This window comes from Methylobacterium sp. NMS14P (assembly GCF_028583545.1).
GTDB lineage: Bacteria > Pseudomonadota > Alphaproteobacteria > Rhizobiales > Beijerinckiaceae > Methylobacterium.
On record NZ_CP087106.1, the window covers coordinates 5,378,711 to 5,392,762 of the forward strand.

Annotated in this window: 18 protein-coding genes; 7 read left to right on the top strand and 11 right to left on the bottom strand. The window is 71.3% G+C overall.

Annotation, left to right across the window (positions count from 1 at the left end; translation table 11 throughout):
• Positions 1–124: 124 nt before the first annotated feature.
• A complete protein-coding gene (locus LOK46_RS25545; protein WP_273561148.1) occupies positions 125–463 on the bottom strand; it encodes a DUF1491 family protein in 339 nt (112 codons plus the stop codon).
• Between the two features lie 326 nt (positions 464–789).
• On the opposite strand from LOK46_RS25545, the gene LOK46_RS25550 reads away from it, so the two are divergent.
• On the top strand, positions 790–1,080 hold the full coding sequence (locus tag LOK46_RS25550; protein ID WP_273561149.1) for a hypothetical protein: 291 nt from the start codon (positions 790–792) through the stop codon (positions 1,078–1,080).
• Positions 1,081–1,145: 65 nt separating this feature from the next.
• On the opposite strand, the gene LOK46_RS25555 is transcribed toward LOK46_RS25550, so the two are convergent.
• Together LOK46_RS25555 and LOK46_RS25560 are read right to left on the bottom strand one after the other, a co-directional pair.
• Positions 1,146–1,868 (bottom strand): peptidoglycan-binding domain-containing protein, encoded by a 723-nt coding sequence (locus tag LOK46_RS25555; protein WP_273564692.1) that lies wholly within the window; start codon positions 1,866–1,868, stop codon positions 1,146–1,148.
• A 26-nt stretch (positions 1,869–1,894) separates the two neighbouring features.
• Positions 1,895–3,787: a sensor histidine kinase gene (locus LOK46_RS25560; RefSeq protein ID WP_273561150.1), complete on the bottom strand. Its 1,893-nt coding sequence runs from the start codon at positions 3,785–3,787 to the stop codon at positions 1,895–1,897.
• 252 nt (positions 3,788–4,039) lie between these two features.
• Here LOK46_RS25560 and LOK46_RS25565 point away from each other — a divergent pair, with 252 nt between their 5' ends.
• Entirely contained in the window at positions 4,040–4,381 is a 342-nt protein-coding gene (locus LOK46_RS25565) for a hypothetical protein (protein WP_273561151.1), read from the top strand.
• An 11-nt stretch (positions 4,382–4,392) separates the two neighbouring features.
• Here LOK46_RS25565 and LOK46_RS25570 read toward each other — a convergent pair whose 3' ends face one another.
• The 4 genes from LOK46_RS25570 to LOK46_RS25585 all read right to left on the bottom strand — a co-directional run bounded on the left by LOK46_RS25570 (position 4,393) and on the right by LOK46_RS25585 (position 7,160).
• Positions 4,393–5,523, bottom strand: coding sequence for a DUF2336 domain-containing protein (locus LOK46_RS25570; protein WP_273561152.1), 1,131 nt, complete (start codon positions 5,521–5,523; stop codon positions 4,393–4,395).
• 136 nt (positions 5,524–5,659) lie between these two features.
• Complete coding sequence (locus tag LOK46_RS25575) at positions 5,660–6,016, bottom strand: hypothetical protein (protein ID WP_273561153.1); 357 nt, start codon at positions 6,014–6,016, stop codon at positions 5,660–5,662.
• A 68-nt stretch (positions 6,017–6,084) separates the two neighbouring features.
• Entirely contained in the window at positions 6,085–6,546 is a 462-nt protein-coding gene (locus tag LOK46_RS25580; protein ID WP_273561154.1) for a GNAT family N-acetyltransferase, read from the bottom strand.
• 89 nt (positions 6,547–6,635) lie between these two features.
• Complete coding sequence (locus tag LOK46_RS25585) at positions 6,636–7,160, bottom strand: hypothetical protein (RefSeq protein ID WP_273561155.1); 525 nt, start codon at positions 7,158–7,160, stop codon at positions 6,636–6,638.
• A gap of 173 nt (positions 7,161–7,333) precedes the next feature.
• On the opposite strand from LOK46_RS25585, the gene LOK46_RS25590 reads away from it, so the two are divergent.
• A complete protein-coding gene (locus tag LOK46_RS25590) occupies positions 7,334–7,528 on the top strand; it encodes a hypothetical protein (protein WP_273561156.1) in 195 nt (64 codons plus the stop codon).
• An 80-nt stretch (positions 7,529–7,608) separates the two neighbouring features.
• On the opposite strand, the gene LOK46_RS25595 is transcribed toward LOK46_RS25590, so the two are convergent.
• Positions 7,609–8,118, bottom strand: a complete 510-nt coding sequence (locus LOK46_RS25595; RefSeq protein ID WP_273561157.1) for a MucR family transcriptional regulator — start codon at positions 8,116–8,118, stop codon at positions 7,609–7,611.
• A 436-nt stretch (positions 8,119–8,554) separates the two neighbouring features.
• Here LOK46_RS25595 and LOK46_RS25600 point away from each other — a divergent pair, with 436 nt between their 5' ends.
• The 3 genes from LOK46_RS25600 (at position 8,555) to LOK46_RS25610 (ending at position 11,214) form a co-directional block, all read left to right on the top strand.
• Positions 8,555–8,992 (top strand): PaaI family thioesterase, encoded by a 438-nt coding sequence (locus tag LOK46_RS25600; protein ID WP_273561158.1) that lies wholly within the window; start codon positions 8,555–8,557, stop codon positions 8,990–8,992.
• Between the two features lie 174 nt (positions 8,993–9,166).
• Positions 9,167–10,099 (top strand): oxygen-dependent coproporphyrinogen oxidase, encoded by a 933-nt coding sequence (gene hemF / locus LOK46_RS25605; RefSeq protein ID WP_273561159.1) that lies wholly within the window; start codon positions 9,167–9,169, stop codon positions 10,097–10,099.
• A complete protein-coding gene (locus tag LOK46_RS25610; protein WP_012321591.1) occupies positions 10,096–11,214 on the top strand; it encodes an ATP-dependent DNA helicase in 1,119 nt (372 codons plus the stop codon). Before hemF ends, LOK46_RS25610 begins: the two co-directional genes overlap by 4 nt.
• A 534-nt stretch (positions 11,215–11,748) precedes the next feature.
• Here the strand turns inward: LOK46_RS25610 and LOK46_RS25615 are convergent.
• The 3 genes from LOK46_RS25615 to LOK46_RS25625 are packed head-to-tail and all read right to left on the bottom strand — an operon-like array spanning position 11,749 to position 13,306.
• The gene (locus LOK46_RS25615) at positions 11,749–11,997 is read right to left on the bottom strand and encodes a hypothetical protein (protein WP_273561160.1); all 249 of its coding nucleotides are present in this window, start codon (positions 11,995–11,997) and stop codon (positions 11,749–11,751) included.
• Positions 11,998–11,999: 2 nt separating this feature from the next.
• On the bottom strand, positions 12,000–13,028 hold the full coding sequence (locus LOK46_RS25620; protein ID WP_273561161.1) for a hypothetical protein: 1,029 nt from the start codon (positions 13,026–13,028) through the stop codon (positions 12,000–12,002).
• Between the two features lie 11 nt (positions 13,029–13,039).
• On the bottom strand, positions 13,040–13,306 hold the full coding sequence (locus LOK46_RS25625) for a hypothetical protein (protein ID WP_273561162.1): 267 nt from the start codon (positions 13,304–13,306) through the stop codon (positions 13,040–13,042).
• Between the two features lie 328 nt (positions 13,307–13,634).
• Between LOK46_RS25625 and LOK46_RS25630 the strand changes: the two genes are divergently transcribed.
• Positions 13,635–13,991: a hypothetical protein gene (locus LOK46_RS25630; RefSeq protein ID WP_273561163.1), complete on the top strand. Its 357-nt coding sequence runs from the start codon at positions 13,635–13,637 to the stop codon at positions 13,989–13,991.
• Positions 13,992–14,052: the final 61 nt, after the last annotated feature.

Genomic DNA, 14,052 nt, shown 5'->3' on the forward strand with positions numbered 1-14,052 from the left:
GCGTCGCGCTGTGCACTCCGTCATCACGAGCGGAGCGAAGTGACCCAGGGCGGCGCGCCGTCGGTCGGCGTGGCGCTCCTGGATCGCTTCGCTCGCGCTCGCAAAGACGGTCGGCGCGCCTTCCTTACTCCGCCAGATCCAGGAAGTGCCGCCCCTGGCGGTCGTCGATCTCGAGGATCCAGAGATCGGAATCGAACCGGATCTCCTTGGTCAGGCGCTCCTCCACGTCGAGCGGGCTGCCGCCGGTGACGATCGCGGCGAAGCGGCGGTCACCGCTCTCCTCGGCCTCGAACAGGGCCTGCGGCGCCGGTCCGTAGAGCTCGGCGCTGCCGTCGAGCCGATCGACCTTCACGAAGATCGCGCCCGCCTCCGCGGACCCGCGCCGGCGCAGCACCGCCGGGATGCCCGCGACGTCCAGACGCCGCAGATGGGCCGAAACCCAGAAATCGGAGCGCAGGCGCATGCGTCTGTAGCCCTGTGGATCGCGCGGCCCGCGCCGCGGGCGGGCGATCCGGCGCGGCGGTCGGCCCCTGAAGCCCGGCCGTTTCGGAGCGGCGCGGCCTCCGCCATGCGCGAAAGCGCCGGCACGGGCAAGCGCGGATGCGCGACGCCGCACGTCTAGAATGAACGGCTCAGCGCGGCGGATAATCCGTCGAAAAATCCAGTATATTTCGGGATTAAAAAAGAATTGAACGATGTGCGTCAGCGCACATCTATAGTATTTTCTGCTGCTTAACTGAGCAAAGGGCGCCCGAATTCGCATGCCACGATGATTTGAGGAGCAATCCGATGCGGAGAATGACCTCGCTCGCGACGCTGATCGTCGCCTGCCTGTGCTTTGTTGTGCCGTCGGCCCACGCCCGTCCGGAGACGCTCGTGGATCTACTGGGCCACCGCGACTCCGCCTCCTGCCCGCGCTACCAGCGGACCCCGAGCGATGCCTGCAACATCGTCGCGCATCGGCCCGGCGGTAATCCCACGCAGGACATGACCGGATCGATCGGCCACGCGAAGTCCTGGCAGGCCAACGGCGGCCCGCGCTGCAAGACGATCTGCCGGTTCACCGGTACGCAGTACTGAGGGGCGCGCTCTCACGACGACCGGCACTCGCGCCGCTTCGGCGGAGCGGGTGCCCCTCGGTCTCGCTAGCCGTGGCCCGCTCGCGCCACCAGTTCGCGCAGGGTCCGGCCCGTCGCCTCTCCGGTTACCGGCAGCTTGGCGCCGCGCTCGAACTTCTCGATCGCCGCGCGGGTGCCGGGGCCCATCGCGCCGTCGGGCTTCACCGCGTAGCCGAGCTTCGACAGCGCCTTCTGGGCGCGCAGCACCGGATCGCCGTCCTTCTCGGACTTCGCCGCCTTGGCGTCCGTCTCCTTCGCGGCCGGCTTGGCGGCCGGCCGGACGGGCGACGCCTTCGGGGTGACCGAGGCGGTGGTCTCCTCGGACCGGATCAGGTCGCCGATCGCGTCCCGGGCCGCCGGCTTGGCGGCGGCCGGCGCGGCGACGCGGTCGGCCTCGACGACGCGCACCGGCTCCCGGGCCGGCTCCCGGGCAGTGTCCCGGACGGCCTCCCTGGCGACCGGCGCCGCCTCGCGGGGGGCGGGCGCCTTCTGGGCGAGCTTCGGCAGGATCGGCGCCGGGTGGCGCCCGGTCTGGTAGCCGAGGGCGTTGACGCAGACGAAGCCGGCGGCGCCCAGGGCGACGAGGCTGCCGAGGACGGTGCCCGGACTGGTCCGGCAGGTGGCGCCCGTCGCCTTCAGCGCGCCGACGAGCACGGCGCGCCAGTCGCCCTGGACCGCGGCGCGGCCCGGCGCGGCCCGGCGGGCGCGGCCGGCTTCGCCCGGTACGGTGATCTCGCGGTAGCCTGACATCATGTCTCCTTCCGGGGATCTTCGGGTCAGCCGGTGCGGCGCAGGACCGGGTCGGCCGGGGCCGCGCCGGGGCCCGGCTCCGCGTCGAACAGGCCGAGCGGCAGGCGCACCACGCGGCGCGGCGCCGGGGCGCCCCGCACGGCCGTCCGGATCGGGGCCGGGCCGTGGACGGCCACGGGGGCCTGGCAGACGAGGGGCAGGGTGACGGTCACCACGGTTCCGGCCTGCGGGGCGCTCTCGATCAGCAGGGAGCCGCCGTGGAGGCCGACGAGGCCCTGGACCACCGACAGGCCGAGGCCGGTGCCCTCGTGCTGGCGCTTGTAGCCGCCGCTCCCGGCCTGGAAGAACGGGGTGCCGAGCTTGGGCAGGTCGTCCGCGCCGATGCCGACGCCGGTATCGGCCACGACGATGTCCAGGCTGCCCGGACCGCGCCGCAGGGACAGATCGATGCGGCCGCCCGACGGGGTGAACTTCACGGCGTTCGAGATGAGGTTGATCAGGACCTGCCGGCAGGCGGCGGGATCGGCCGTGATCTCCACCGGCCCCGACGGGGCGGCGGTGAGGACGACGCCGGCGGCGTCGGCCTTCAGGCGCATCAGGTCGCAGCAGCCCCGGAGCAGGTCCGCGATGTCGAAGGCCTCGGGGGCGCAGTCGAAGTTGCCGCTCTGGATCCGGCTCATGTCGAGCAGCGTGTTGACGACGCCGAGCAGGTGGTGGCCGGAGGCGCCGATGATGCCGGCATATTCCCGCGCCTGAACCGGGCCGAGGCTGACGGCGCCTTCGCCCGCCAGGACTTCCGAGAAGCCGATGATCGCGTTGAGCGGCGTGCGCAGTTCGTGGGTGACGTTGGCCAGGAACCGGCCCTTGATCGCGTCGGCCCGCTCGGCCTCGGCGCGGGCGCGCTCCAGCTCCACGGCATGCCGGTGATGCTCGGTCATGTCGCGGGTGACCGCCACGACCGCCATGGCGGCGTCGTGCGAGCCGTGCTCGATCCGGTGCGCGCGCATCTCGGCGTAGATCAGGCTCGCGCCGTCGGCGCGGCCGGTCTCGGGCTCAACGTGCAGGCGCAGGGGCAGGGTCGCGGGCCGCCCGGTCGCGGCGACGTCGCTCACCGCCTTGAGGAAGGCCGGGCGGTCGGCGACGTGGACGCGCTCCAGCAGGCCGTGGCCGCGCAGCCGGGCCGGGTCGCTGCCCAGGAGCCGCACGGCCGAGACCGAGGCCTCCAGCACGCGGCCGTTCCGGTCGTGCCAGGTCACGAGGTCGTCGATCGCCGAGAGCAGCAGCCGGTCGCGGGCCTCGTTGTCGCGCAGCCGCTCGCGCCAGACGCCCTCGTTGCGCATGTGCTCGAGGGCCTGGGCGGCGACGTGGCCGATCGCCGTGATCGCGAAGGCCGGCAGGGCGATCGCGGCCGAGATGTCCATGACCGGCAGGGAGCCGGCCCAGGCGCCGAGGGCCACCACGGTCAGCACGCCGAGGACCGCCATCGCGGCGGCCGCGATCGTCGCGCGGAGCGATCCGGAGACCAGCGCCTCCAGGGGGATCGCCACGAGCCAGACCGCGGCGGGCGAGGTGACGCCGCCGGTGACGCCCGCCAGGGCGACGACGAGGCCGGTCAGGCCCGCCGACGAAACCGCGTGGGCGACCCAGAGGGACCCGGTGCGGGTGAGGAGGACGGCGGCGAAGACCGGCAGCAGCAGGCTCGCGATCGCCAGGACCTCGAAGCCCGACGGCACCCCGCGCCAGAGCAGGTAGGGCGGCAGCCCGGCCATCATCACGGCGCCGGTCGCCAGCCGCGACACCAGGAAGCGCTGGTGGCGCGCGCGGGCGGCCGGATTGTCGGCCACGGATTCGTGGACGAGGCCCGCGAGCCGGTCGTCGATCAGAGACGTCAGGACAGTCTTGATGGTCAAGGTTGGCACGCGTCGCGCTGGCTGCGTTCCCGCATCCGTCGCGCCTCCGGTTCGACTTCGAACGACTACCGGACGGTCGCAGAGCCGGCTTAAACGAGTGTTGCGGGATTTGTCCGAATGATCGGGATGCTTTCCGCGAGGTAACCAGCCGATCGCGAACAAGCTTCATTCACCATCGTGCGGGAAAGCTCGGGTCGGTAGAGGCCCGGTTCACGAAATCCGTCGAATGCTTCGCGCGATCTCGAGCGGAGGAACCGTCCCATGACCGTCCTGCTGCGCGCCGCGCTGGTGATCGGCGTGCTCTCCTACTTCGCCATGCTTCGCACCGGGGCGGATCCGGCCGCGGAGGCCCGGAAGCTCGCCGGGGCGGTCCCGAGCGCCCAGGCGGTCGTGCCGGCCGCGCTCGAGGCGGTCACCCCCGAGACCCGGGACCGGGCGGTGCGCGCCGTGCTGGCCCGCGGACTGATGGCGGAGCTGAGCCGCCGCGCCGCGGAGGCGCCGCCCTCGAACGACACCCTGCAGGAGACCGATCGGGCGCCCGCTTGGCGGGGCACCGATCCGCAGGCTGATCCGAGGAGCGATCCGCAGGCCGGCCCGCGCTGACGGCCGGCCGGTCAGGCCGGCTCGCCGCCGCTCGCTGTCCGGGCCCGCGCCGGCAGGGGCGGGCGCTGCGCGGCGACGCGCTCCGCGCCCTGGCGCAGCTTGGCCTCCGGGCCGTGCGCCGGCTGGTGGGCCTCGCTCCGCCCGCGCTCGGCGAGCGGCCGGTCGAGGATCGCGGCGATCAGGTCCCGGGAGGCCGGGCGGCTCACGGTGCGGAACAGCCGGACGAGGTCGGCCACGCGCTCGGCCGAGCGTGCCACCCCCTGGTTGAGGGTCAGGAAGATGTAGACCGCCTCCTCCTCGTGCAGGCCGGCGGCCCGCAGGCCGAGAGTCAGCAGGTCGTAGCGGGCGCTCGCGTCGGCGACCACGGTCAGGAAATCGCGGGGCAGGCCGAGGCCGTCGGCCAGCGCCGCCATGAAGGCCGGCACGTCGCGGGCGGCGGACAGGCCGGTCAGGGTCTCGCCGAGGCCGCGGGGCGGCGGCGGGCAGGGCCGCAGGGCGGCGGTCGCCTCCACGGCCCGGCCGATGACCGTGCGGCGCATCGGGTCGGCGTGCAGGTACAGGGGCACGAGGTCGGCGGCCGACACGTCGGGCCGGACCAGCAGCAGCCGGGCGAGGTCGGGGGCGCCGCGGCCGCGATCCACGAGCCGCGACAGGGCCGCGCCCCGCAGGGTGTGGCCGAGATTGGCCGCGAGCGCGCGGTCGATCTCGGGGCGGCCCTCGCGGGACAGTTCGTCCACCGCCTCCCGGCTGAGCCCGGCTCGGGCGGCGATGCGGGCGGCGATGTCGGACCCCTCGGCCAGGGCCGCCTCGATCAGGCGGTGGCTCAGGGTCGGGGCCAACTCCACCACCGCGTCGCGGGCGCCGCCGCCGCGCAGGGCGAGCGCCTCCAGCACCGCGGGCGGCGTCTCGGGGCAGGGGGCCAGCTTGCGGGCCACGACCCGGGCCGTCTCCTCGTCCACCGTCGGGATCAGGCCGCAGGCCAGGGATTCGAAGATTTCGATCTCGGTCCGGTCCCGGGCCGCGGCCCGGACGAACAGGTCCGTCTGAACCCGGAGGATCACCGGCTTGAGATCGAGATTCTCGATGCGTGACAGTTCGAGGAGCCCGGACAGGTCCGGCGGAGCATCGACGGATGGGGGCATGGAGGATCGGTTACGCAAGACTGCAGTAAGGTCACGCTAACCGCATCGACGTGAATCGACCTTTAAACCGCCTCCGCCGCGACCGTGCCGTCCTGCGCCAGGATGGCACCGGCCCGGTTCCGCCCCGGCCCGACCGTCAGCGCGTCAGCCAGAGCACGAGGCCGAGCCCCACGGCGGCCGCGACGATGAAGCCGGCGTAGAGCGGCAGGACCCAGGGCTGCCGCTGGTGCGGGTAACCCTTGGCCGCCCGCTCCGAGGGCGCCCGCTCGTTCTGCCGGGCGATCCGGACCTCCCGGGGCGTCGGCGGCGTCCCGCCCGCCTCCTCGCAGGTCCCGAGCGGGGCCGCGCCGATATCCATGTGCGGGGTCTTGTCGGCGGTGCGGCCGCTGTCGATGTCGCCCTTGAGCTGCGCGGCGGTCGGCGCCTCGGAATCCGGCGGCGGATCGGCGGGCAGGTTTGCGGGCGGCGGCGGGGTCTCGGATCGCAGCGTCATCGGGGGCTCCACTCTCCGAGGTCAACGCCCGGTGAGCCGTGTCGGCTTCGGCCAGGATGTCGCGGATCTCAGCCGTCTCCGGCGCCCCGCTTCAGCAGCGGCCGCGCGAGCATGGTCCCTTCGTCGGCGAAGCCGGCGGCGGCGCAGAAGGCGCGCAGGGCCTCCTGGTCCGGCCCCGCGGCCAGGAGCAGCCGGTCGCAGCCTGCCTGCCGCGCCGCCCGGCCGGCCGCCTTCAGCAGGACCCGGCCGATGCCCCGGCGGCGGGACTCGGCGGCGACCGCGAGGCCGGTGATCAGGCCGAAGGGCCGCGGCGCGTCGAGGGTCCGCACGGGGGCGACGGCGATTAGGCCGCTCGGCGGTCCCCATTCCACGGCGACGAGGGCGATGCCGCCGTCTCGCTGCAGGGCCTCGAGCCGGGCCGCGAGGTCCGCGGCGCCGACCGTGACCCCCGCCTCGCCCAGCAGGGCCGCGAGACCCGCGGCGTCGGCCCCCGCGGCGGCGCGGATCTCCAGCCCGTAGCGATTGCCCAAATCCCGCTCCCGATCGGCATGTCCGGCCGTTCAACGCATCGCACAGCCTCTCGGCGCCTCTCAGCGCGGCGCGCCGCGATCCGCCATCCTCAGACGCGGCGCCAGCCCGGCCGCGCCGGGTCGACGAGCCGGTAGTTGACCGGCGCCATCCCGCAGATGGCGATCACCGCGGGCTCGGCCCCGTCGCGCACGACACCGTCGTAATGCGGCGTGCCCGCGACCCGGCGCACGAAGCTGCCGGCCTTCACCGGCACGCAGGCAGCCGGGTCGAAATCCGCGCCGCTGTTGCACCACCACGTGCCCGACAGGACCATGCAGAACCGGTCCGACGTGTAGGTGTGGGGGGCGCTCATGTAGCCCGGCCACCAGCGGATCAGGGTGTAGTAAAGGCCGGTGCCCTCGGTGTCGCCGGTGAGCGCGCACCGGTCGACGCTGCGCTCGGGATAGTCCTTCGACGGGATCCAGGGCAGGTCCTCGGGCGCGCGGATGATCGTCTGCTCGGGATTGAGCGGGCTCGCCCGCCCGGCCTGTGCCAGGAGGAGCGGCAGGCTTCCGAGGAGCGAGGCCGCGAGCACGTCGCGGCGCGTCTCCGCCCGGGTCTGTGTGTCGGTCATCGTGCGTTCGGTCCCTGATGCCGGCGGCGCGTCGGGCGCGTCCGCTCCGACAACGCCGACATCCCGGATTTCTCCTCCGGGCGGCCCGATCGAACGGGCGCGACCGCCCTGGGTGGAACGCGGAGGGCCGAACGCGCTTTGCCCTCCGATCGGCGGGTCGGGGAGCGCGCAGCATGGCGGGGCGGGTGACGGATCGATCTTCCGAGGGGGAGGCCGGCCAGGCGCGGCCGGAGACCGTGCCGGCGTCCGAGCGGCCGGTTCCGCGGCCCCGGATGACAGAGGCGGAGGCCGAGGCGGGCGAGCGGCACAAGGCCGAGACGGAGATCGCCGCGGGCGACGTGGCCGACGACCTCGCCGACTTCGCGTGACGGACCGGCGCGCGAGCCGCGCGCCGGCCGGTATCCACGAGCCCGGGCGGGTGCCGGGCTCAGGCCGGTCTCGGGTGGTCTCAGGCCGTCTCTTTGGCCTTGCGGGGGCGGCTGGCGCGCTTCGGCTTCTCGGCCACCTCCGCGACGGGCTCGGGGGCCGGCGCCGGGGCGGCGGACTTGCGGCGCTGCTGGCCGAGGCCGAGGCTGCGGGCGAGTTCCGAGCGCTGGGCCGAGTAGCTCGCGGCCGTCGACGGATAGTCGCGCGGCAGCCCGAAGCGCTCGCGATACTGCTCGATCGTCAGGCCGTTGCGCGACAGGTGCCGCTTCAGCGTCTTGTACGGCTTGCCGTCGATGAACGAGATCAGCGCGTCCGGCGTCACCGACTTGCGGATCTGGGCCGGCGTCGGCTTGTCGGCCGTCTCGGTGACGGCCGCCGTCGGGGCGGACAGCTTCGTCAGTGCGGCGTGAACGCCGGCGAGCAGACCGGGCAATTCGCTGATCGGCACGGAATTGTTCGAGACATACGCCGAGACGATGTCGGACGCCTGCTCGATAAAGGTCTGCTGCTGCTCAGTGGCGTTGTCGTCCATCGATGATTCCCTCTATCCGACCGTGGTGAGACGGTTCTAACGTCTGTGCAGCAAAATCAAGTCGTCGTCGAGCATTTCCCTACACAATGCCCCCGCCATGAACACGCATATTATTCAAACCGCGGGTCGAGCTGAAATCGACGGTCGAGCAAACCGACACCCCGGAGCCGAGGTTGGATGAGACCGGCTACGCGGACGGGCGCCGATTATGCCTACTGCCGCGATCTCGCTGCCGGCTTCCTCTGCGAAGATCCGTCTCCGGTCTGATGAGAGGCGCAGAACTTCACGCGGCGGCCCGCCGCGACGTCCCGTGAGCCGGTCGGGGCGGGACGAACGTTTCGGCCGGACTGTCACGTGATCTGCGGCGGTCCGGTCATGGCCTCGGGCGCGGCCGGGCGATAAGCATCCGGGCGGGGCAGGAGCCGGGGCGATCGACGTGGACCAGCAAGCGGACCAGCAAGCGGACCAGCAATCGGAACCGGGCACCGTCTTCGGCGCCACCATCCCGTTCGTGGATTACTGCGGGATCGAGGCGCTCGACGTCCGCGCGGGCCGGACGCGGCTGCGCCTGCCCCTGCGGCCGGAGCACGCCAACAACCTCGGCATCGCCCACGGCGGCGCGCTCTGCACGCTGCTCGACGTCGCCCTCGGCACGGCGGCGCGGCTGCGGGCGGGGCGCCCCGTGGTGACCCTCGACATGCAGACCCGCTTCCTGGCGCCCGGCCGCGGCGTCCTGATCGCCGAGGGACGGGTCACCCGGGCCGGGCGCTCGGTGATCTTCTGCGAGGCCGAGATCCGGGACGAGGCCGGGGAGCTGGTGGCGGCCGCCACGGGGCTGCTCAAGCCCGTCGGCGAGCGGCCGGCGCCCGCGTAGGGCGGTCGTCACCGACCGGGACGCCGACCGGGACGCCGACCGGGACGCCGACCGGGACGCCGACCGGGATGCCGGCCGGGATGCCGGCCGGGATGCCGGCGCGGGAGCCCTGCGCGCTCGTGCGGGGCCGCGACCGCATTGACGTGCGCCCGGCAGGGTGGAAAAGCCTGTGTCATGACGATGCCGGACGACGCGCGCGCAGCCCTGGCTGCGCCTCCCTCCGAGGCCGACGTGACGGCCATGAAGTCCGAGGCCGCGGCGTGGTTCGAGACGCTGCGCGACCGGATTGTCGCCGCCTTGGAGACCCTCGAGGCGGAGGCGGCGGGCCCGTTCCACCCCGACGCGCCCGAGGGCCCTGGGACGTTCGACAAGACGCCGTGGAACCGGACCGACCATACCGGCCGGCCGGGCGGCGGCGGCGTCATGGCGATGCTGCGGGGCCGCGTCTTCGAGAAGGCCGGCGTGCATATCTCGACGGTGCACGGCGAGTTCGCGCCGGAATTCCGCGCCCAGATGCCCGGTGCCTCCGAGGATCCGCGCTTCTTCGCGACCGGCATCTCGCTGATCGCCCATCCGTGGAACCCGCACGCGCCGACGGTGCACATGAACACCCGTTTCGTCGCGACGACGCGGGCGTGGTTCGGGGGCGGTGCCGACCTGACGCCGGTGCTCGACCGGCGCCGCACGCAGGACGATCCGGACAGCCGCCACTTCCACGCCTGCCTGGAGCGGGCCTGCACGGCGCACGGCATCGATCACGCCCGCTACAAGGCGTGGTGCGACGAGTATTTCCACCTGAAGCACCGGAACGAGCCGCGCGGCATCGGCGGGATCTTCTACGATTACCTCTGGAGCGGGACGCCCCAGGCCGACCTCGCCTACACCCGCGACGTGGGCCGGGCCTTCCTGGAGGCCTACCCGAAGATCGTGCGCGACAATCTCGGCACGCCCTGGACCGAGGCGGACCGCCACGAACAGCAGGTGCGGCGGGGTCGCTATGTGGAGTTCAACCTGCTCTACGACCGGGGCACGATCTTCGGCCTGAAGACGGGCGGCAACGTCGCCTCCATCCTCTCCTCGATGCCGCCGACCGTGCGCTGGCCGTGAGTGCGGGTCTGCCGGCCGCCTACGCGCCGCAGCAGGACGCGGCGCTGAAGGCGATCGCCGCGTGGCGGCGGGACGGGGGATCGCAGGTGTTCCGGCTGTTCGGCTATGCCGGCACCGGCAAGACGACGCTCGCCCGCCGCATCGCCGAGGATGTCGACGGCACGGTGGTCTACGGGGCCTTCACCGGCAAGGCGGCCTCGGTGATGCGCCAGAAGGGCTGCTACGACGCCGCCACGATCCACTCGCTGATCTACCGCACCAAGGAGGCGGAGGAGGGCGGGCCCACCTTCACGCTGAACCGCTCGGGCCCGGCCGCCAAGGCGGACCTGATCATCATCGACGAGTGCTCGATGGTCGACTCCGACCTCGGCAACGATCTCCTGTCCTTCGAGCGCCCGGTGCTGGTGCTCGGCGACCCGGCGCAGCTGCCGCCGGTGCGCGGCGGCGGCTTCTTCACCGAGGCGGAGCCCGACGTGATGCTCACCGAGGTGCACCGGCAGGCCAAGGACGACCCGATCGTCCGCATGGCCATGACGGTGCGCGAGGGCGGCCGGCTGGAGCTCGGCAGCTACGGGCAGAGCCGGATCGTGTCGCGCCGTGCCCTGGATCCGGCCGAGGTGCTCGAGTGCGACCAGGTGCTGGTCGGCCTCAACAAGACCCGCCGCCTCTACAACGCCCGGCTCCGGGAACTCGCCGGCCACACGGACCCGATGCCGGCGATCGGCGAGAAGCTGGTCTGCCTGCGCAATGACCGGGTGAAGGGCCTGCTCAACGGCTCGACCTGGACCGTGCAGGCCCTGCGCGCGCCGCCGCGTCCGGACCTGATCCGCCTCGACGTCGTACCGGAGGACGACCCGGCGCTCCGCCGGAAGCCCACCGACATCAAGGTGCTGCGCGCGATGATCTCCGGCACGGACGAGGAGATCCCGCTGTTCCTGCGGCGCGAGACGGACGAGTTCACCTACGGCTACGCGCTGACGGTGCACAAGGCTCAGGGGTCGCAGTGGGATCGGGTGACGCTGTTCGACGAATCCTACGCGTTCCGCGAGCACCGGGCGCGCTGGCTCTACACAGGCCTGACCCGCGCCGCGCAGGCGATCACCGTGGTGGTCTGACCCGGTGCCGGCGCGCGACGTCTCGCTTGTGAAGCCGGGCCGCGCGTGCTACGCACCGCCCGTCTCATCGAGGCACCTTGCGGAGAGGTGGCAGAGCGGTTGAATGCACCGCACTCGAAATGCGATTTCGGCCATCCCGCCACCTCCCAGCCGATCCCCTAATGTCCTGCTACGCCTAGGCATTTCTGGGTCCTAACCTCGTTCTCATCCCGTTCCGTCCTGGCCTGTGCTACCGAGTTTGGTAGCAAAAGCGGTAGCGGATGGACGCTGTCTGTTCCGGTGCTCTGACCGCCCGCATCGGGCGTCCGCGCGGTCATATTTTGGCAAGGTGGCTTGGGTTAGCGCTCAACTTGCCGGCGAGTTCTCGACCGTCTCGTTGGCCGTCCACGTCCGTCCGCAGATATGCCCCTCAGCTGTCGCGGCGGGCGTGGATGCATGAATATTGCATTCAGTCGGACCGTCGAGCCTCCTCTCGACCGCCACGCCCGCCCCAACGTTCGTCCCCCAACCGAAGGGCGGGCGTGGATGCCCCGATCATCCTTCAAGATCACGGCTTCCTCCGCGCAGCCACACGATCTGAGAGGCATGACCATCAGGCGCGCCCAGGCTCGGCTCGGCATCACCGCTGTCCTCTAGGTCCGGGTCCCCGTCGATCTCGTCCAGGGCGGCGACGAGGTGGTCGACGGCGTCGAGGGCCAAGGCCAGGGCGCCCTCGATGCGAGCGCGGGTGTCGGGCACGGCAACGGCCTTTCGCCGAGGCCGGAAGGGAATGACGTTGGCCATGGTCAGTGCTCGGCTTGCTCGGCCGCGAAGGCCGTGAGGTCCTGGATAAGAGAGGCGGTCTCAGCGTCGTCGCCGTTCAGGATGACGCGCTCGGCCACGTTCGCGAGGCGTGTCCTGCGGTCCCAGAAGTCCGTGGGCTTTCGGCGCTGCAGCTCGGCGCCGGCCCGATCCTCGACGGTCGTGAACTCGTCGGCCAGCCAGTGCATCAACGAGCCAGCAGCATTGTAGGAACTGACGCGGGGGTCGCCGCTGCCTGCCTTGCAGCAGTCCTGAGAGGCCAAGCCGTAGGCGACATCCGATAGGAGGGCCATCTTCTCTCGGATCGCCCGCAATTCGAGCAGGCTGGCGCTGGCCACGTCGACCTGACCAGGGATGCTGTCGTCAAGGTGCGCAGCGTTCGCCAGCACGTCGAGCCGCAGCTCAAGGCTGATGCGTGCGATGTCGCCGGCGGAGGTCTCGGGCCCGACGCGTCGATTGAACTCGGCCATGGCGATGCCGCGCAGGCGCTCCAGTTCGAGCGAGATTGCGTCCGGGATTCGGGCGAAGCCGACCGGCTCGATCGCGGGCGAGGCCATGAAGCCGGGCGGCGGGTCGTACCAGTCGACGACCTCGACCGGCACGCACACGCCCGCCCCGGCGATCAGAGAGTCCGCGGCGTGGTCGCCGACCGTCATACCCGGCTCGTCGCCGCGCTCGCCGTTGAGCGCTATGGCCCAACATTCCGCGAGGGCTCGAAAGCCTGCGGGCGTCGTCGGCCGCACAGTCTGCAGCTCGCGATAGGCTGTGTCATGGGCGTCCGAGAGCGCTGCCGACAAGTCGTCCGGCACCTCGGCGTCCAGCACCTTGCCCAGCGCGTCCCAGCTGGCCCGGAACACGGTCGTGACGGCGAGGGCGGGATCCGGCTCAGCGGACGGCGCCTCGGCGGGCGCGAGGCGCCTGTTAAACCGGCCAGCTGCGTCACGGGCCTGCGCAGCGCGCTGGCGGAGGCTCTGGGCTTCCGGCGCGGCCTTGGCGGTGTTCGGCTTCCTCATGGTGGCCTCCCTCACGCGACAGGCAGGTAGCCGTAGGCGAACACGCCCCCGGCGATGATGACAGCCGCGGTGGCGAGCTCGCCGGCCAAGTCGAGGAAGCGCGGGGCCCGGACGTGGGCGGTGTCCGGCCGGATCGGCGCGACAGCCTCCCAGGCCTCGACGGTACCGGGGGCGGCCTCATCGCTCTCGAACGCCGGCTTGGTGCGGTTGTAGAGGGCCGAAGGCGAGCTAGAGCGTTCACCGGCGCGTGCCGGTGCTGTAGAATGACGGGTATCCATGAACAGCATCTCCAGATGCGGTTGGTGGTCAGGGCCGGAACGAGGCTGCAACCTTGTTCCGGCCCGCATTTTGTAATATCATCTAATGCATGGCGTCAATAGATGATATTGGAAAAAAGAAGCGCGGACGCCCGGCGACGGACGCCACGCCCGTTCTGGTGCGGCTGATGCCGACACAGATCGCACCGCTCGACGCATGGATCGCGGAGCAGCCTGATCCCAAACCCTCAAGGCCAGAGGCCATTCGCTACGCCCTCACAAAATGGCTCGCCATTCAGGGTTTTGCGTGCCAGCAAGAAAAATCTCAGGGGGCAGATTGATGCCATCTATGAAGGCTATTATCGGGGTCCATGAATTCATCAGCACAGGATCTGTGTTGCTAAATAAGGGCGAAAGAGCGCAGATTTTCCCGTTCGACGGCAGCGAATATTCTTTTTTTCTTAGAATATCAGTTGATATGACCGTTACCGACAATGGCGACTGGAAGACCAATACTGACGTCGTCCCAATGGAAGTGCACATTACCCGGCCATGGGTCGCCGGAAGCAACGTGCTCAGTTATGGAGTCGGTGTCGCCCAAACGGAAAAAGAATTATTCTACATGTGCCTCAATAGCCATGTGTTTGGAGATAACGTCGATCATCTGATCTTTGCGAACTACGCCATTTACAAGCGAAACAAATAATGGCGTCCGGAACCTATAGGCGCCCCGACGCCGACGGTGAGCCTAAGTCCAATCTCGTCGA